This window comes from Streptomyces sp. NPDC056231 (assembly GCF_048270745.1).
Taxonomy (GTDB): Bacteria; Actinomycetota; Actinomycetes; order Streptomycetales; family Streptomycetaceae; genus Streptomyces.
In genome coordinates this window covers 1-16,110 of sequence record NZ_JBLVKW010000039.1, presented here as the reverse complement: position 1 = coordinate 16,110, position 16,110 = coordinate 1, and the positions used below count along the sequence as shown (strand labels likewise).

Sequence of the window (16,110 nt, the reverse complement as noted above, 5' to 3'; positions counted from 1 at the left end):
CTTTCCCCTCAGACGCCTGAAGGATGAGTGTGGTCGGGACTTCGGCGGGGCGGCAGCAGTTGGCTCGTGGCAATGAGGAGGAGACCCATGAGCAAGAGGGCGTTTCCGCCGAAGAAGCGGACCTCCCAGGAGGCGCTCGGCAGGAACCGGAAGTAGAAGAGGCCCTGCATGAGTGGGGATGCGCCCGTTGCCAGTGCACCGAGGCCGTGGAGCCGGGGTCTGGTGACGTGGCGGCGCGCCCAAGGCAGGATCCACCCGGTGCGGAGCGTCACGATCCCCCATGCGATCGCCAGCAGACCCATGAACATGCCCGCTCCTGCTACCCATGCCATGAGTCCGCTCCGCTTTCCCGCCAGGTGAGGTGCGGAACGCGCACAACGCCCGTTCCGGAGTCGCCCCTATGGTTGCCGGACCTGGTGGGACCTGGCAATGCCGGGCCTTGGCAATCTCGGACGCGTTTCCACTGCCGTTGCGACCACTGGATGCCGGCGGGGCGCAGATGCCGGCTCTGCACGCGCCGTCCGCTCGTGCGCGGTCTCGTCGTCGGACGGTTCGCCCGACGACGTGACCGCGTGCTGGACGAATGGGCCATTTACCAGATGGATTCGACCCATTCCGGGTGGTCGATGAACGGGTTCCTGTTGTGCTGGTACTGGTCGAATATGACGTTGTTGCGCCGCTTCTCGAAGGTGTCCGGCGGGTCCTCCTGGCTCCACTGCTTCAGCACGGAGAGCCTGCCGATGTTCGGCGCGGAGCCGTTGTTCACCTTCTCGTTCGGTTCGAGGTCGGCGAAGGCGTCGTCGCCCTCGTACCGCACCGCCATGTAGAGGATCATGCGGGCGACATCACCCTTGACCGCATCACGCGGCTCGAAGGAGTCGCTGTCGGTGTAGTTGCCCGGCGCCCCGCTCACTGCGCTGCCGCCGTTGTCGAAGTCCTTGTTGCCGCGTATGGAATTGACCGTGACGTCCTCCGGGCGCAGGTGGTGGATGTCGGTGCCGGGTCCGGTGGTGGTACCGAAGTCGCCGTGCGACTTGGCCCAGACGTGCTCACGGTTCCACTGGCCGACCGAGCCGCCGTTGTTGCTCTTCGGCTTGGAGCGCCCGGAGTAGAGCAGGATCACGTTCGAGGGGTTGGCGGGGTCCTGGTCAGTGTTCTTGAGTGCGTCCCAGACCTGGGTGTACGAGATCTTCGACTGGACGCTGATGATCGAGTGCAAGGCGCTCTTGAGCTGGGTTCCGGTCTTGCCGATTGCGCTTTGGTAGTACGTGTCGTCGAGCGTGGTGAGCGGTGTCGCGGCCGCCGGTGCGGGCCGGGGTGCGGCAGGCGTCGCCGGTGCTGCGGCGGACGTGCCGGCGAGAGCCGCGAAGGCGGCGAGGGTGGCGAGCAAGGGGCGCCGGTAGTGAAGGCGGCGACGGGACATGTGGGGTGTCCTCTCCGGGGCATGCGGCACCGCGACGCCGTCACGGGGTGGGGGCGGGGCCGTGGTGGTCGTGTGGTATGTGGTCAGCGGGAGCCTTCCACACGCACCGTGATCGACGGGTGAACGCCGTGTACTTATCATGTGCAGGTCAAGTGAACCCTTCGGATGCGCTCCTGGAGCCGCAGGGCGAGAATTGCCGCAAGGACGAGGAGGCGGTATGAGCGAAGACCCCGAATCCGTATCCGTATCCCTGGCCCGGGGGGTGACCCCGGACAGCCTCTTGCACACCGGCGGGAGCGACAACGCGTCGGCAGAGGACCTGGTGCTCGCCTCCGGGCGGGACCTGACACCGCAGAATCTGGAGTGGGCACAGCGCCGACTGGCACGAGAGGGCCGGGCGGCAATCGAAAAGCAGCTGCCTTAGCGGACGGCCGGTGCGGTGGGGAGCGTGTGGGTGCTCCCCACCGCTCGGCTAGCCTGAAGGCACAATGAACCGTTTGACGACGTCAAAGGGCGATTACGAGCTCGCCCGCTACCCCGAACACCCGCGCGACCCGTTCCGCGCCTGGGACGCTGCCGACGAATATCTGCTCCGGCAGCTGCAGGGGGCCGACGGTGCGACCCCGGTCGAGCTGACCGGCACCGTGGTCGTGGTGGGCGACCGCTGGGGTGCCCTGAGTACGGTGCTGGCCGGGCACCGCCCCGTACAGATCACCGACTCGTACCTCGCGCAGCGTGCGACCCTGGCGAACCTCGCCCGCAACGGCCACGACGAGGACGCCGTACGTCTCCTGTCGGCCAGGGACACCCCGCCGGACCGGATCGACGTCCTTCTCGTGCGGGTTCCCAAGAGCCTCGCGCTTCTGGAGGATCAGCTGCACCGGCTCGCGCCCGCCGTGCACGCCGGAACCGTCGTCATCGGCACCGGCATGGTGAAGGAGATCCACACCTCCACCCTCAAACTGTTCGAGCGGATCATCGGCCCCACCCGCACCTCGCTCGCGGTGAAGAAGGCTCGGCTGATCTTCTGCACCCCGGATCCGGCCCTGGCCCGCACCCCCAGCCCCTGGCCGTACCGCTACGAGCTGCCCGGCGACGTCGGCGCGATCTCCGGCCGGACCGTGGTCAACCACGCCGGGATCTTCTGCGCCGAGCGCCTCGACATCGGCACCCGCTTCTTCCTGAACCATCTTCCCGAGCGCACCGGCCACGACCACGTCGTGGACCTGGGCTGCGGCAACGGGGTCGTCGGCACCTCCGCCGCGCTCGCCAACCCTGGAGCGGTGGTCACCTTCGTCGACGAGTCCTACCAGGCGGTCGCCTCCGCCGAGGCGACCTTCCGCGCCAATGTCGGCGCCGACGCCGAAGCCCGCTTCCTGGTCGGTGACGGGACGGCGGACCTGGCCCCGGGCAGTGTGGACCTGGTGCTCAACAACCCGCCGTTCCACTCGCACCTGGCGACCACCGACGCCACCGCCCGGAACATGTTCCATGGGGCGCGGACCGTGCTGCGGCAGGGCGGCGAGCTGTGGGTCGTCGGCAACCGGCACCTCGGGTACCACACGCAGCTGCGCCGGATCTTCGGTAACTGCGTCACCGTCGCCGGTGACCCTAAGTTCGTCGTGCTGCGCGCCGTCAAGCGCTGACACCCCGGGTGTGGCTCCGCGGCCCTTCCGGATTCTTGCAACACGTTCTACTGTGTGCGCCGCCGCACACGGGCGACGCGACCGCGAGACTCCTGGAGGGGCTGTGCACCTCGAATACACGCCTGAGCAGCAGCAGTTGCGCGCCGAGCTGCGCACGTACTTCGCTGGGCTCGTCCCCGACAACGCCTACGCCAGATACGACGACCCCACCGCCCAGAAACGCTTCTACCGCGAGACGATCCGGCGCCTCGGCACCGACGGCTGGCTCGGCGTCGGCTGGCCCACGGAGTACGGCGGACGCGGCCTGTCCCCGATGGAACAGTTCATCTTCTTCGACGAGGCGGCCCAGGCGGGCGTCCCGCTGCCCCTGATGGCACTCAACACCGTCGGCCCGACGATCATGCAGTTCGGTACGGACGAACAGAAGGCGTACTTCCTGCCGAAGATCCTGTCAGGCGAGATCGACTTCGCCATCGGCTACAGCGAACCCGACGCGGGCACCGACCTCGCGGCCCTCAAGACCCGCGCCTTACGCGACGGCGACACATATGTGGTCAACGGGCAGAAGATCTGGACGACCAATGGCGACACCGCCGACTGGGTCTGGCTCGCCGTCCGCACCGATCCCGACGTCCCGCCGCACAAGGGCATCACCATGCTGCTCGTCCCCACGAGCGACCCCGGGTACTCCTGCACCCTGATCAACACCCTCGCCTCGCACGACACCACCGCCAGCTACTACGAGAACGTCCGCGTCCCCGTCTCCCGCCGCGTCGGCGACGAGAACAAGGGATGGCGGCTCATCACCAACCAGCTCAATCACGAGCGCGTCACCCTCGCCGCCCACGGCACCATGGCCATCCGCGCCCTCCACAATGTGCAGCGCTGGGCCGCCGGCACCGAGCTCGCCGACGGGCGCCGGGTCATCGACCTTGGCTGGGTCCGCGCTCTCCTCGCCCGGACCCACACCCGGCTCGACGCCATGAAGCTCCTCAACTGGCAGATGGTCTCCGCCGTCCAGCGCTCCACCCTTACCCCGCAGGATGCGTCCGCCGTCAAGGTCTACGGCTCCGAGGCGCGTCGCGACGCCTACGCCTGGCTGATGCAGATCCTCGGCTCGGCCGGACCGCTCAAGGAAGGCTCGGCGGGCGCCGTCCTGCACGGCGAACTCGAACGGGGATACCGGTCCGCCGTCATCTTCACCTTCGGCGGTGGCAACAATGAGATACAGCGGGAAATCATCTCCTGGATCGGCCTGGGGATGCCGCGCGTACGCCGCTGAGCGGTTGTGACGAGGCCTTTAGTCGGCATGAAAGCGGGATAGTTGGCACTGAGCGGTGCGCTTGGCCTGACGGGCGATGGGCTTGGCTGGCGACGGCGAACTTGCCCTTGGCCTTGGGGGCATTCTGGGCGATCAGCGGGTTCAGCCAGACCGCGCCGATCGCCGTGGCCACCTTGCCGGACTGCAGGCCGTTCCACCACGCGGGGCTGTAGCCCTGGTCCGTGGCCACCAGCTTCTTGTCCACCAACTGCTGCAAGTAGTCGGCGAGTTGACGGGACTGGTCGTCGTTGACGCCGACGTGCCACGCGTCGCCCTCGGTGCCGAACCACTTGGCACCCGTCTCCCAGGCCAGGCCGGACAGGGGGATCGCCCGCAGGTTCACAATGTGGGCCTCGGGGTCGGCCTTGTGTAGCTTCTCGGCCGCCTTGGCGTACTCGTCCCAGGTCGTCGGCACCGAGATGCCGTACTTCTTGAAGACGTCCTTGCGGTAGTACATGGCCATCGGGCTCGTGTCGACCGGGATGCCGTAGGTGACGACCCGGCCGTGACCGCTGCCGTGCCGTGCCCCGGCCTCGGTCGGGGCACGGCACGGCCGGCACCTGCTTCCCATCGCGTCACCCGCACGAACCTCCTAGGAACGAGTCCATCGACAGCGCTTGGAGTTTCACATGAGAGTGCGTCCAAGACCGCTGCTGTGCCTTCTCGCGTTAATGGTCTCCTTGCTCGCCCTCGCCGCTTTCGCCACACCGGCGAGCACCGCCCCCGACCCGGTCAATGCGCAACCCGCAGCGGTGTCCGCCCTCCAGAAGTGGCAGGGCCGCAGATGACCTGTGAGAACATATGGCCCCGCTGCTGCCGGTGCGTCCGCCTCGAAAGCATCGGCATCCCGGAGGGTTGCCGGTGGATGACCGTGCTGCTCTGCGGGGAATCGTTTACGTGCTGTGCAAGAGCGCGAGCTGGCGGGACGTCCCGGCGGAGCGGGTTGGGTGGCGGCGGAACAGGGTCAGGTACGAGCCTCACCGAGCGCGCGTGTGCGCGGGTCAGGCTGCGGCGCGTGCCGCTCGCCGGTGTGTTCCAGGCCCAGTCGCAGCGCCATGGTGATCAGCGCGGCGATCGCGAACCCGCTTCCTGCCCAGGCCAGTTGACGGGCACCGTACTCGGCCATGACCCAGCCCCCGACCGCGGTTCCGACGGTGATGCCGAGGTTCGAGAACGAGATGAAGAGGCTGTTGCCGAACTCGGGCGCGTCGACGGCGTCCCTCCCCAGCCAGCTCTGGCTCACGATGAGCCCGCCGGAGTGCACGGCCCCCCAGACCAGTACGGCCAGGATCATCGGCGCGAACATGGGGCCGACGGCGTACAGGAGCACGTAGACGAGCAGGCACAGGACCGGGTAGGCGACCACGGTACGGAGGAGGCTGCGCCGCAGCAGACTGCCGAAGGCGAAGTTCCCGAGGATCATCACGATGCCGAACGCCATCAGCATGGTGCTGACCCAGGTGCCATCCATGTGCGTGACCTGGCCCAGGTACTCGGCGAAGTAGCCGTAGACCGAGAACATCGCGGCGAAGACGAGGACGACGGACGCAATGGTCAGCCACATCCGGGGCCGCTTCAGCACGCTCAACTGGGCGCCGTAGGAAACCCGTTGCCCGATGGGCATCGGCGGTGCGAACCGCAGGATGCCGAGGAAGGCGATCAGGTTGACGAGCGCGCCGAACCAGAACGCCGACGCCAGGGACACATGCTCGGCGAGGTACGAGGTCAGCGGCACACCGAAGGCGAAGCCGACGGTGACACCGCCGAACACGGTCGTCGTGGCCCGGGCCGCGTCCTCGGCGGGCGCCAGCCGTGCGGCGGTCGCGAGCGCGACTGCGAAGAACACCGGATGGAAGAGGGCGGGAACGACGCGGAAGGCGAGCATCACCTCGTACTGCGTGGTGAGCGCGTAGACGGCGTTGGAGACGGCGAACACCGCGATTGCGGCGGCGAGCACCTGCTTACGGTCGATGCCGGAGGCGAGCAGTGTTGTGAACGGCCCGGACACGGCGATGACCAGGGCAAAGGCCCCGATGAGCCACCCCGCGGCGGACGGCGTGACACCGAGCTCGGCCGAGACCTGGGGGAGCACGCCGACCATGCCCATCTCGGTGGTGATGATCCCGAACACGCCCAGGGCGAGCACCAGGACGGTGAGGGAGGTCTTTCTCATCGCAACCTTTCATCAAATCTAGAAAAGTAGATGTATTTTGCTGTGTGGGAGTACACGCGTGGGAATCGGGCGGGCTGCGGGCGGGCTACAGCTCGTCGCGGACGTGCGTGGCGAACTCGGCGATCACTGGTTCGTTGCGTCGGTAGTAGGTCCACTTGCCGATGCGCTCCGAGGTGAGCAGCCCCGCGTCCTTCAGGGTCTGCAAATAGCCGGACACCACCGACTGGGCCAGCCCGGCACGCTTCTGGATGTCGCCGACACACACGCCGATGTGGAAGCCGAGCCCCTGCTGCCGGTAGGAGTCCTCGTCGAAGTACTTCGCCGGGTCCTTGAGCCACTGCATGAACTGCAGGCGCGCCGGGTTGGCGAGTGCCTTGTGCACAGCCAGGGGATCCATCGGTCTGCCTTCCCGTCCGACTCTCCATGGAACGCATCTAGCTTTCGCGATATGTAGTGGCAAGTCAAATCGCCCGACGTGGCGATGCGGGCCTCGTCGACCGCGACTACGTAGGCGTGGTGGGCGGCGAGCCATGCCGCCGCGGTGCTCAGCGCTTCCCAGCGCAGTTCCACCTGGTGCAGCAGGCGGTCGCGCTCGGCGCGGGCGACCTGCTCGCGGGCCGGCAGGTCGCGGACGTCGGCGTAGCGGGCGGTGGTATCCGTCACCCCAACCAGCCTCATGCCCTCTGTGTGGGCGTCCTCGCCGTGCGGGTTGGTGTCGGGGTTGGCGGCCCGCCAGCAGCGCAGCGCAGTACTCGGCGTCGGCCCTCCGGTACACGGTCGGCCGGCTGATGCGCGCGGCCTCGGCGAGAGCGGAGACGGTCGTCTCGCCTGCCTGTCACGTCGCCCTCCAACGGCGCCTACTGCTTGCACTGTTCGCCCTGGGCACCAACATGGGTATCCGCGCCATCGTGGCGAACGGCGAGCACGGCGAGACCGAAGCCGCCCTGCGGCACGTGCGCCGGCGCTTCATCACCGTCGACAACCTGCGCGCGGCCGTCACCAGACTGGTGAACGGCACCTTCGCCACCCGGGATGCCACCTAGGAACTGTCCGGGCGAGCATGTGTGGGGCCAGATGACGAGGGCTGCTGCGGTGCAGAGGTAAACGTGGCCGAGCGCCGAGGGTGGGTTTGCGTGAGAAGTCGGCCGGGGCGACTTCTCAACCAAAACACCCGCAACAACGCCCCCTTACGCCGGCCCGGGCCGGCACCCGCCCCCCCCCCCCTTTGGTGGCTTTCGCCGCAATCCGCGCGGGCCCACCTTCTCTCGCAAACCTCCAGGTTTATAGCCCCGTTCGCCCGGCCGAGCCCTGCAAAATAGCAGGTGAGCGGGGTCGGCGGCCGCAGGTAGGGTGCCGTGAGTGACGAACTGGCGCGAGATCTACGAGACCGACTGTGCACTTCCTGCGGGGCGCCGGCTGGACGACCTAACCGCAGAGCTGGCGGATGCTCTGGGGGATCCGGACCCGGAGGTCAGGGACAGCTACCCATACGCGGTACTGGACACCTGGATCCGCCGCGGGGTGATCGACGGGGACCGGCGGCTGGCGCTCGGCGATCTGATGGCGGAGCGGTTCACCGATCCGCGGATCCAGGCCAAGACGTTCGCCCCGCTCGTGCTGAAGATGATCGTGAGTCAGGGATGCCCCAGGCCCGAGTGGCTCAAGGCGTTCGCCGCCTGGTACCGCTCGGAGACCGACCTGCGGGGCCGCGACGAAAAGCTCGGTTGGCTGCACGCCGTCGCGCACGGCGCGGACCTGCTGGGGGTCTGCGGACTGCGGCCCGAGGTCGACCCCGAGCCGCTGCTCGGGCTCGCCGCCGAGCGCCTGCTCGCCACGACGGACTACCTGTTCGCGGAACGGGAGGACGACCGGCTCGCCAAGGCCATCGCCCTCGTCCTCACCCGCCCCGACCTGACGCCGGAGCGGTCGACGGCCTGGCTGTCGGAGATCGGCGCCGCCCTCGCCCCGTACGAGCGTGGGCCGATCCCGGTCTGGGCCTCCAACACCGTCCGCACCCTGCGCGCCCTGTACGTCCTGGCGGACCTCGGAGTGTCCGCGGAGCGCGGCGGGTACCCCGTCCCGCTCGCCCACGGCGACGCGGTCAAGGCCCAGGTGGCCGCGGTCTTGCGCCCGCTGCTTCCGTAGGCATGGGGCAGGGCTGGGTCGCAAGCGCGCGAGAAGTCGGCCTGCCCGACTTCTCGCGCAGGCGTGCTGCACGACCCCCTGTCAAGACCGAACTCGAGCTCGGCCACTACCTGCGGCTCCCGGCCGAAGGCCCCTGCGACCTCTACCTGACCTGAGCGAAGTTCGTGACCATGCCCGCCTACGCGCTGCGGCTACGGGCACGGCGCAAGGTCGCGGCCCGCCGTCCGGTGCGGGCTCTGATCATGCTCCGCTACCGGCTGCTGCACGTCGCCGCCCGCCTCACTCGCGGGGGCCGACGCCTTCGCTAGCGGATATCGGCGACCTGGCCCTGGAGACACGAACTGGCCACGGCCTTCCGCCGCCTGGAACCGGGGGGCGGGCGGCCGATCGGTCCGGGCGCCGGCCGCATGCTGATGTGCGCGGACGATGGTGGAGTCGACCGAGACGGCCCAGTCGATCTCACCAGCGCCGTCGGCGGCGGCCTGGACCTGCTGAAGCAGCCGTTCCCAAGTGCCGTCAGCCGACCACAGCTGGTGCCGTTCATAGACGGTCTTCCACGGCCCGAACCGTTCAGGCAGGTCACGCCACTGCACGCCGGTCCGAACCCGGTGCAGAATCCCATCGATCACCTGCGGATGGTCCCGCCACCGGCCATAACGCCTGTTGCTGACAGGCAGGAACGGCCGCAGCCGTTCCCACTCGGCATCACTCAGATCACCCCGACCCATACCCGCAGCAACGATCCAGGCACGAGGTAGTCACATGATCGACCGGACAGGTCTTAGTGGGGTCAGGGCACCGAGTGCGCGTCCTTTCCAATCTTCGGAACGCCGACCGGCCCCGGCAGCAGCCCCGCGGCAGTCGGGGATGGCGAACGTCCTTCGGGGCCTTTCAGAGCGGCTGCTTCCTTCCACGCGACCTGTGGGTGTGCCTGCCGAGCGTGCTGGTGGCGTTGTGCCCAGCGGACGGCGAGTGGTGCTGCCAGGCCCGTCAGGGCGAACAGCGCTCCTGTGACGTACCATCCGGGGCGGCCCCAGGTGATGCAGAGTGAAATAAGCAGGGCCGGGCCGAGGGCTTCGGCCAGTCCGGCGCCGAGGCCGAACACACCGAGGTACTGGCCCGTGGCGTGCTGTGGGGCGAGGGCGAAGGACACTTCGAAGCCTGCGGCGGAGTGCCACAGCTCGCCGATCGTGTGGACCACCATCGCGGTCATGAGCAGCGTGGCGGCGGCCCACGCCGGTATCCCGGCAGACAGGGAGATCAGCGAGCAGGAGACGAGAAAGGCCACGCCTGCTCGACGGTAAGCGGCTCCGCCTGCCGTTGGGGAATCGATGGTGTGGCTGGCTCGTATCTGGAACGCGATGACGATGATGGTGTTGATGAGCATGGTGCCCGAGATGAGCCAGCGCGGGGCGGTGGTGGCTGTGACCAGCCAGAGTGGGACGGCCACCGTGAGCACCTTGAACTGGACGGCCATGATGCCATCGAGGGCGGTGAGTAGGAGGTAGGGGCGGTCCCGCAGGGCAATCCAGCGGGGGCCGCCGTTGGTGGGGACAGGTTTGACCGGCGGCAGGTGGATCAGGATCGCTGCGGAAGCCGCGAAGGCGACCGCGTTGCCGATGACCAGGAGTCGGTAGGCGGGGAGGGTGCCCACCTGGACGGCCCAGCCCGCCAGCAGGGCGCCGAGGGAGATGCCCACGTTGGTCACGGCGCGGAGATAAGCGCGGAATGCCTGCGGTCGGCCCCCTCCGTAGTGCCTGATGAGTGGGCTGCGTGCGGCTAATCCGGCCGCTTTGGCACCCATGGCCGTGCCTACCGCGAGGACGAACAGCCAGAAGCTGTCTGCCAGTACGAAGCCGGCGGTGGCCAACGCCTGGACGACGAGGGTGATCGCATAGACACCGCGTGCTCCGTGCCGGTCCGCGAGATGACCGACAGCGATGCCCACGGCGAGCGAGAGAACACCAGCGATACCGAGTCCTAGGCCCACCTGGGTTGCCGGAAGGCGGACGGCCTCGGTGAAGTACAGGACTCCAGCGGTCAGATAGAGGCCGCTGCCGACGGTGTAGACGAAGTTCGAGGCGGCGATGACACGCTGTGGTCCGGATTCCGGCATCAGGGGCATAAGGCGGCTCCGCGTCCTGGGTCAACAGTAAGGACCGATCTAGCTTTTCGCTTGTTACGCGCAATAGCAATAGAGTTGCAATAAGTGGAGAACGTGGGTGGCGCGTTTCCATCCGTCGACAGGTCGGCGGCGGCTTTCTGGAACTGGCCCGCTTCCGCGACGGCGACGAAGGTACGTACTGGTTGGAGACCCACGCCGACTCACCTCAGTGAACAACGAATAGTTGTGAATGGCTGGCAGGTCAGTTGTTTGACCTGCTGTTGTCCTGCCCGCTTGGCTCTCATTGGTCAACGTCAGTTTGTTCGGGTGGGACTTCAAGGGGGGGCGCGCTGAGCATGGTGGGCAGGAGACCGTTGGGCTGTCAGTTCGGCTGGCTGTGGGCGGCATATGCGGTGAGCGCGTATGGGTCCGGGCTGGGGTTCGGGGCATTGCCGCTGATCGCTGTACTGGTGTTGCATGTCGGACCCGCTGAGGTGTCCGCGCTGTCCGCGGTGGGGCCTGCGGTGGGTGCGCTGATCGCGGTGCCGCTCGCGCCGTGGGTGGAGTTCCGGCGCAAGCGCCCGGTCCTGATCATGATGGACCTGGTTCGGTTTGCGGCCATGGCGACGATCCCGGTCGCCTACGCCTTCAGTCGGCTCAGTTTCGTCCAGCTGCTTGTGATCTCGGCCGTGGTCGCCGCGGCCAAGATCGCGTTCAACGCGGCCAGCGGCGCCTACCTCAAGGCTCTCGTCCGACCGGATGACCTGCTCGTGGCCAACGCGCGGTTCGAGTCCACGAACTGGAGCTCCATCGCGGTGGGGCCACCGTTGGGTGGGGCGGCGATCGGCCTGTTCGGGCCGGTCATCACCGTGGTGGCCGACGCGCTCAGCTACCTCCTCTCCGCGCTGGGCATCACCGCGATCCGCGGCCAGGAAGAAGCGCCGCGGACGACCGACAAGAGCCCGGTCCGAGCGGGCGCACTGCTCGACGGGTGGCGACACATCATGGGCCACCCCGGTCTGCGGCCGCTCTACCTCAACCAAATGCTCGTCGCCGGTCTGATCATGGCCACCGAGCCGCTGCTGGCCGTGCTCCTGCTTCGCCAGCTCGGGTTCCCACCCTGGCAGTACGGCCTTGCCTTCGCCGCCCCCTGCCTCGGCGGACTCATCGGCTCGCGGCTGGCCCGCCGTGTCGTGGCCCGCTTCGGCCGGCACTGGGTCTTCCGGACCGTCGGCACTCTGCGCGCCATCTGGCTGATCGGCCTGGCCTTTGTCCGTCCCGGCGTCGTCGGCCTCGTCACCGTGATGGCCGTCGAGCTGGCAATCATCATCAACATGAGTCTGTACAGCCCGGTGCTCGCCACCTACCGGCTCGAACACACCCCCAAGCATCTCGTCGCCCGTACCCTGTCGGCCTGGTCGATCGGGCAGCAGGCGTCCATCGCCGTCCTCACCGCGCTCGCCGGGCTGCTCGCCGACGTCACCAGCCCACGCACCGCTCTCACGGTCGCAGGACTGCTCATCCTGACCACCCCGCTCCTGCTTCCCCGACAGGACCGGACGTCGCAGCACGAGCCGGAAGTGTCCCGCAGCCACTCATGAGGCACCGCAACTCGCCAACTGAAGCCCGCAGGCCGCAGCCGGTCCGCCGGTGCGCGTCCGCGTCGACCACGCACATCACCAGCAAGGAGAACACTCGCGTGAGTACTGCGCCCGCACTCGACCCCATGCACACCGCGCTTCTCGTCATGGACTACCAGCCCGCGATCCTGGCCTTTGTGCCCGAAGGCGAGGACCGCAACGCCCTGCTCGATCGCGTGGAAGGGGCCATCGCCGACGTTCGCGCAAACGGCGGCACCATCGCCTACGTACGCGTCGGCTTCGCCGATGCCGACTGGGACGCGATCCCGGCCTCCAACAAGTCCTTCGCCCCGCTGGCCCAACACCGCGTCATGCACCACGAGGATCCCGCCGCTGCCATCCACGAGCGCCTGGCTCCCCAGGACGGCGACATCATCGTGCGCAAGGTCCGCTACGGCGGCATGTCCACCACCGACCTCGACCAGCAGCTACGCGAGCGCGGCATCACCACTCTGGTCGTCTCCGGCATCAGTACCAGCGGAGTCGTCCTGTCCACCGTCATCGATGCGGCCGACCGCGACTACCAGCTCTACGTCCTGTCCGACGGCGTCGCCGACCCGGACACTGAAGTCCATAACGTCCTACTCCACCGAGTCTTCCCCTCACGGGCCCACATCATCGACACCACCGAGTTGCACGCCCTGCTCCGGGCTGGCTGACTCGAACCACGAGCCGATCAACCACGGTCGCCGCACCCACCCGGTGTGGCGACCGCCCACACCTCAGTGCCGGCCCAGCAGCCCGGAGCCCCGCCGCCTACCGCACTCGCCGCGACCTCCGTCGGCGTTACGGCTCCCGGCACCTTACGAGCCGGTGACCAGTGCAAACGTCCACTCGGACGGGGAACCCACTCCTGAAGAGTTGGCCGTTCGGGGGCGTGCTGCCGGGCTCGACTTCATGGCGACGACGGAGCACAACTCAGCTGCGGGATCCGGTGTGTGGGGGCACCTGGCTGCCGATGACTTCTTGATCATTCTCGGTGAGGAAGTGACCACGAAGACTGGGCGCTGGCTCGCGCTCGGCATCAAACCCGGCGAGGTCATCGACTGGAACCACCAGTTCAGGGACGGGGTGATCGATCAGTGCCCAGACCAGGTCCATCAAGTCGGAGGGCTGTGCGTGGCCGCACACCCGCATGCGCCCCATCCGTCGGGCGACTTCATGTTCCCCTTCCGGGGCATCGACGGGGTGGAGGTCTCGGCCTCGGTCCAGTCCCGAAGCCGGCGCCACGGCGTCACCCCTGAGCAGCCCACCGTTTCGGCCGGGACATCACGCCATGCGACTCCGGTCCGCAGTACGTACATGAACTCGGCGAGTGCCACCCGGTCGGGCACACGCAGTCGCCCGGGGTAGCGGCGGCGCCGCTCAGGAGCAGGTGGCAGCAGCGGAGCCACGCGCTCCCGCAGGTCATCCGGAACAAGATCAGCCCGCTCGGATGGGTCGTGCGCGGCCTGGAATCCCTGACGGGACACCATCTCGTGGCTGAGTGCGATGAACAGCGGAAGATCCTGTTTGTCGCTGTCAACGCAGCTCAAGACGCGACGAGGTGGAGGTGGCTGTCAGGAATCTCGTGCGGCATCCCGAAGGGGCGGATTGCTGTAATCGGCCGAGGCCGGAGTCAGGCGGGCTGTTGCATCCCGATGGGGAGGTGCCGGGGGCCCCGGAGCATGGCTGCCTGCCGGTAGGGGGGCGGGTCTTGGAGCAGGGTTGCGTTGCCGAGGCGGGGGATCAGGGCACCGAGTGCGGTCTGGACTTCGATGCGGGCGAGTGGTGCGCCGTAGCACAGGTGGATGCCGCCGCCGAAACCGAGATGCTGGTTGTCGAGGCGCGTCGGGTCGAACCGGTCGGGGTCGTGGAACCGCTTGGGATCGCGGCTGCCTGAGGCCAGCGCGAGCACGACGGAGGTTCCCTTGGGGATGGTGGTGCCGGCGACGTCCACGTCGGCGAGGGGAATGCGCTCGCGCATGTGGAGCGGGGGCTCGTAGCGCAGCAGTTCCTCTACTGCGCCGGGTAGCAGGTCGGGGTCGTCGCGCAGCTGCGCCAGCCGGTCGGGATAGCGCAGCAGGGTGAGCACCCCGTTGGTAATGAGGTTGACCGTGGTCTCGTGTCCCGCGATGAGCAACAGCACGCCAGTTTCGGCGAGTTCCTCGCGGGTGAGCCGCAGGGCCGGATCCGGTTCGTTGATGAGGGCGGAGAGCATGTCGTCGCTCGGGTGGCCGCGGCGCTGCTCAGCGAGGTCCACCAGGTACCGGCCCATCTCCATCCGCGCCTGGTCGCCCGCCCGGTCCCGCTCGGTGGAGTCCTTGTCCTCGGGCCTGACGTCGACGGACGCGATAATCGCGTCCGTCCATGCCTCGAACAGCTGCTCGTCCTCGCGCGGGACGCCGAGCAGTCGGCAGATGACCGTGACCGGCAGCGGGTAGGCGAAATCGTCGACGATGTCGATCTGCGTGCGGTCCCGGAGCCCATCGAGCAGTTCCTCGGTGATTTCGGTGATCTGGCCACGCATGGCGTCGATCCGGCCGGGGCTGTGCGGCGGGCCGAACGGGCGCATGGCCAGCCTGCGGAGTCTGTGGTGCTCGGGGTCGTCGAGCCGCAGGAACGGCAGATTCGGCGCCCTTTCGGACGGGGCGGTGAGGCTGCGGGGATCGACACTGAGCCGCGGGTCGTGGAGCAGAGCGGCGATCTCGTGATAGGTGCCGACCAGATAGCTGCCGTCCGCCTGCCGCACCACGGGACCGGCGTCGCGGAGTTCCGCGTACAGCGGGTAGGGGTTGGGGCGGTTGGCGTAGTCGGTGATCCGTTGCAGCAGGGTGTCGGCGGGCATGGGGTTCGGCTCCTCGTGGTGGGGTGGGAGGTGGGTCAGCCAGTGCTCGCCACAGTGACCAGTCGGCGGTCCGGCAGGTGACCAGTGAGCGCCACGATGGGGCCGTGGGACAGCCCCTTCGGATCCGGTACATCGGAGGGAACCGGGATGTCGGCCGCGAGCGGGCGGTCCGCCGCGCCGGGGGCGGGCGGGAAGGGGGCCGCGGTCTCGATCAGATGCTGGTAGTACTCCAGGGACTTGGCCATGTCGACGGTGACTGCGGCGGTGATCCGTCCTTGGTAGCCGTAGACCATTGCCAGGCGGCGTGCCTCCAGCGAGCCTTGGGCGATGACGACATGGTCGGAGTAGGTGGGCACGCCCACCGATTTGATGTTGAGCCCGAACTGGGTCGACCAGAACGTCGGGACGGCAAGGTGCGGGCGCCGCAGCGGCCCCGGACTGACCATGTTGTGGGCCGCCACCTCGGCCTGTGCGACCGCGTTGCCCCAGTGTTCCAGGGACAGCATCTGGTAGCCGAACAGCGGGTGGGGGAAGCGGGAGACGTCACCGGCCACGAAGATGTCGTCGGTGACGATTCCGTACATGTTGAAGGCGCGGCACCCCGCGTCGCAGGCGATCCCGCGCGGGCCCGCGGCCAGCCCGGACTCCGCCAGCCACTCGACGTTGCGGACCGCCCCCAACGCCACCACGCACACATCCGCCTCCACACGGCTGCCGTCGGACAGGTCCGCACCGGTGAACCGGCCCTTCCCGTCCCCGCGCAGGGCGGTGACCGTCACCCCGCAGCGCAGATCCACGCCGTGGTTGCGCTGCATGGCGGCGGCAAGCTTC

19 protein-coding genes and 2 pseudogenes are annotated in these 16,110 nt (G+C 68.2%); 10 read left to right on the top strand and 11 right to left on the bottom strand.

What is annotated here, in order from left to right; all coding sequences use genetic code 11:
- Nucleotides 1-8: 8 nt before the first annotated feature.
- Entirely contained in the window at nt 9-332 is a 324-nt protein-coding gene (locus tag ACNPQM_RS26150) for a hypothetical protein (RefSeq protein WP_418085944.1), read from the bottom strand.
- Nucleotides 333-592: 260 nt separating this feature from the next.
- Nucleotides 593-1,423: an endonuclease I family protein gene (locus tag ACNPQM_RS26145; protein ID WP_418085943.1), complete on the bottom strand. Its 831-nt coding sequence runs from the start codon at nt 1,421-1,423 to the stop codon at nt 593-595.
- Nucleotides 1,424-1,640: 217 nt separating this feature from the next.
- Between ACNPQM_RS26145 and ACNPQM_RS26140 the strand changes: the two genes are divergently transcribed.
- The 3 genes from ACNPQM_RS26140 to ACNPQM_RS26130 all read left to right on the top strand — a co-directional run bounded on the left by ACNPQM_RS26140 (nt 1,641) and on the right by ACNPQM_RS26130 (nt 4,351).
- A complete protein-coding gene (locus ACNPQM_RS26140; RefSeq protein WP_358861364.1) occupies nt 1,641-1,847 on the top strand; it encodes a hypothetical protein in 207 nt (68 codons plus the stop codon).
- Between the two features lie 64 nt (nt 1,848-1,911).
- Nucleotides 1,912-3,069 (top strand): methyltransferase, encoded by a 1,158-nt coding sequence (locus tag ACNPQM_RS26135; protein ID WP_358861365.1) that lies wholly within the window; start codon nt 1,912-1,914, stop codon nt 3,067-3,069.
- 103 nt (nt 3,070-3,172) lie between these two features.
- Nucleotides 3,173-4,351 carry an acyl-CoA dehydrogenase family protein gene (locus ACNPQM_RS26130; RefSeq protein ID WP_358861366.1) on the top strand — a complete coding sequence of 393 codons (1,179 nt, stop codon included), beginning with the start codon at nt 3,173-3,175 and terminating at the stop codon, nt 4,349-4,351.
- Here ACNPQM_RS26130 and ACNPQM_RS26125 read toward each other — a convergent pair.
- Entirely contained in the window at nt 4,308-4,961 is a 654-nt protein-coding gene (locus tag ACNPQM_RS26125; RefSeq protein ID WP_418085942.1) for an extracellular solute-binding protein, read from the bottom strand. The two genes, ACNPQM_RS26130 and ACNPQM_RS26125, sit on opposite strands and share 44 nt — an antisense overlap.
- Nucleotides 4,962-5,019: 58 nt before the next feature.
- Here ACNPQM_RS26125 and ACNPQM_RS26120 point away from each other — a divergent pair, with 58 nt between their 5' ends.
- Together ACNPQM_RS26120 and ACNPQM_RS26115 are read left to right on the top strand one after the other, a co-directional pair.
- Nucleotides 5,020-5,178 carry a hypothetical protein gene (locus tag ACNPQM_RS26120; RefSeq protein ID WP_418085941.1) on the top strand — a complete coding sequence of 53 codons (159 nt, stop codon included), beginning with the start codon at nt 5,020-5,022 and terminating at the stop codon, nt 5,176-5,178.
- A gap of 13 nt (nt 5,179-5,191) precedes the next feature.
- Entirely contained in the window at nt 5,192-5,452 is a 261-nt protein-coding gene (locus tag ACNPQM_RS26115; RefSeq protein ID WP_418085940.1) for a transposase, read from the top strand.
- On the opposite strand, the gene ACNPQM_RS26110 is transcribed toward ACNPQM_RS26115, so the two are convergent.
- Nucleotides 5,355-6,563, bottom strand: a complete 1,209-nt coding sequence (locus tag ACNPQM_RS26110; RefSeq protein ID WP_418085939.1) for an MFS transporter — start codon at nt 6,561-6,563, stop codon at nt 5,355-5,357. The two genes, ACNPQM_RS26115 and ACNPQM_RS26110, sit on opposite strands and share 98 nt — an antisense overlap.
- Before the next feature lie 85 nt (nt 6,564-6,648).
- Entirely contained in the window at nt 6,649-6,960 is a 312-nt protein-coding gene (locus ACNPQM_RS26105) for an ArsR/SmtB family transcription factor (RefSeq protein ID WP_358861369.1), read from the bottom strand.
- Nucleotides 6,961-7,351: 391 nt separating this feature from the next.
- Between ACNPQM_RS26105 and ACNPQM_RS26100 the strand changes: the two genes are divergently transcribed.
- From ACNPQM_RS26100 to ACNPQM_RS26090, 3 genes are all read left to right on the top strand, one after another.
- Nucleotides 7,352-7,606 (top strand): Tn3 family transposase, encoded by a 255-nt coding sequence (locus ACNPQM_RS26100; protein ID WP_418085938.1) that lies wholly within the window; start codon nt 7,352-7,354, stop codon nt 7,604-7,606.
- Nucleotides 7,607-7,922: 316 nt separating this feature from the next.
- The gene (locus ACNPQM_RS26095; RefSeq protein WP_358861371.1) at nt 7,923-8,708 is read left to right on the top strand and encodes a DUF2785 domain-containing protein; all 786 of its coding nucleotides are present in this window, start codon (nt 7,923-7,925) and stop codon (nt 8,706-8,708) included.
- A 170-nt stretch (nt 8,709-8,878) separates the two neighbouring features.
- Entirely contained in the window at nt 8,879-9,016 is a 138-nt protein-coding gene (locus ACNPQM_RS26090; RefSeq protein WP_418085987.1) for a hypothetical protein, read from the top strand.
- A 60-nt stretch (nt 9,017-9,076) separates the two neighbouring features.
- Here the strand turns inward: ACNPQM_RS26090 and ACNPQM_RS26085 are convergent.
- Nucleotides 9,077-9,436: pseudogene (locus ACNPQM_RS26085) on the bottom strand (IS5 family transposase); the annotation flags it as partial.
- A gap of 62 nt (nt 9,437-9,498) precedes the next feature.
- Nucleotides 9,499-10,833: an MFS transporter gene (locus ACNPQM_RS26080; protein ID WP_418085937.1), complete on the bottom strand. Its 1,335-nt coding sequence runs from the start codon at nt 10,831-10,833 to the stop codon at nt 9,499-9,501.
- Nucleotides 10,834-11,168: 335 nt separating this feature from the next.
- Here ACNPQM_RS26080 and ACNPQM_RS26075 point away from each other — a divergent pair, with 335 nt between their 5' ends.
- Both ACNPQM_RS26075 and ACNPQM_RS26070 read left to right on the top strand, forming a co-directional pair.
- Entirely contained in the window at nt 11,169-12,413 is a 1,245-nt protein-coding gene (locus ACNPQM_RS26075) for an MFS transporter (protein ID WP_418085936.1), read from the top strand.
- 98 nt (nt 12,414-12,511) lie between these two features.
- A complete protein-coding gene (locus ACNPQM_RS26070) occupies nt 12,512-13,111 on the top strand; it encodes a cysteine hydrolase family protein (protein WP_418085935.1) in 600 nt (199 codons plus the stop codon).
- Nucleotides 13,112-13,370: 259 nt separating this feature from the next.
- Here ACNPQM_RS26070 and ACNPQM_RS26065 read toward each other — a convergent pair whose 3' ends face one another.
- The 4 genes and pseudogenes from ACNPQM_RS26065 to ACNPQM_RS26050 form a co-directional block, all read right to left on the bottom strand.
- Nucleotides 13,371-13,556 carry a hypothetical protein gene (locus ACNPQM_RS26065; RefSeq protein ID WP_418085934.1) on the bottom strand — a complete coding sequence of 62 codons (186 nt, stop codon included), beginning with the start codon at nt 13,554-13,556 and terminating at the stop codon, nt 13,371-13,373.
- 95 nt (nt 13,557-13,651) lie between these two features.
- Nucleotides 13,652-13,927, bottom strand: a pseudogene (locus tag ACNPQM_RS26060) (transposase); the annotation flags it as partial.
- A gap of 143 nt (nt 13,928-14,070) precedes the next feature.
- On the bottom strand, nt 14,071-15,279 hold the full coding sequence (locus tag ACNPQM_RS26055; protein ID WP_418085933.1) for a cytochrome P450: 1,209 nt from the start codon (nt 15,277-15,279) through the stop codon (nt 14,071-14,073).
- Nucleotides 15,280-15,314: 35 nt separating this feature from the next.
- Nucleotides 15,315-16,110, bottom strand: a 796-nt coding sequence (locus ACNPQM_RS26050) for an FAD-dependent oxidoreductase (RefSeq protein WP_418085932.1), incomplete at its 5' end; no start/stop codon positions are given.

Excerpts from the sequence above, each read along its gene's own strand:
- ACNPQM_RS26090 (WP_418085987.1), top strand. The coding sequence starts at position 8,879 with ATGCCCGCCTACGCGCTGCGGCTACGGGCACGGCGCAAGGTCGCGGCC.
- ACNPQM_RS26110 (WP_418085939.1), bottom strand. The coding sequence starts at position 6,563 with ATGAGAAAGACCTCCCTCACCGTCCTGGTGCTCGCCCTGGGCGTGTTC.
- ACNPQM_RS26140 (WP_358861364.1), top strand. The coding sequence starts at position 1,641 with ATGAGCGAAGACCCCGAATCCGTATCCGTATCCCTGGCCCGGGGGGTG.
- ACNPQM_RS26100 (WP_418085938.1), top strand. The coding sequence starts at position 7,352 with ATGCGCGCGGCCTCGGCGAGAGCGGAGACGGTCGTCTCGCCTGCCTGT.
- ACNPQM_RS26080 (WP_418085937.1), bottom strand. The coding sequence starts at position 10,833 with ATGCCCCTGATGCCGGAATCCGGACCACAGCGTGTCATCGCCGCCTCG.
- ACNPQM_RS26125 (WP_418085942.1), bottom strand. The coding sequence starts at position 4,961 with ATGGGAAGCAGGTGCCGGCCGTGCCGTGCCCCGACCGAGGCCGGGGCA.
- ACNPQM_RS26075 (WP_418085936.1), top strand. The coding sequence starts at position 11,169 with ATGGTGGGCAGGAGACCGTTGGGCTGTCAGTTCGGCTGGCTGTGGGCG.
- ACNPQM_RS26120 (WP_418085941.1), top strand. The coding sequence starts at position 5,020 with ATGAGAGTGCGTCCAAGACCGCTGCTGTGCCTTCTCGCGTTAATGGTC.
- ACNPQM_RS26145 (WP_418085943.1), bottom strand. The coding sequence starts at position 1,423 with ATGTCCCGTCGCCGCCTTCACTACCGGCGCCCCTTGCTCGCCACCCTC.
- ACNPQM_RS26135 (WP_358861365.1), top strand. The coding sequence starts at position 1,912 with ATGAACCGTTTGACGACGTCAAAGGGCGATTACGAGCTCGCCCGCTAC.
- ACNPQM_RS26150 (WP_418085944.1), bottom strand. The coding sequence starts at position 332 with ATGGCATGGGTAGCAGGAGCGGGCATGTTCATGGGTCTGCTGGCGATC.
- ACNPQM_RS26105 (WP_358861369.1), bottom strand. The coding sequence starts at position 6,960 with ATGGATCCCCTGGCTGTGCACAAGGCACTCGCCAACCCGGCGCGCCTG.
- ACNPQM_RS26055 (WP_418085933.1), bottom strand. The coding sequence starts at position 15,279 with ATGCCCGCCGACACCCTGCTGCAACGGATCACCGACTACGCCAACCGC.
- ACNPQM_RS26115 (WP_418085940.1), top strand. The coding sequence starts at position 5,192 with ATGGCCCCGCTGCTGCCGGTGCGTCCGCCTCGAAAGCATCGGCATCCC.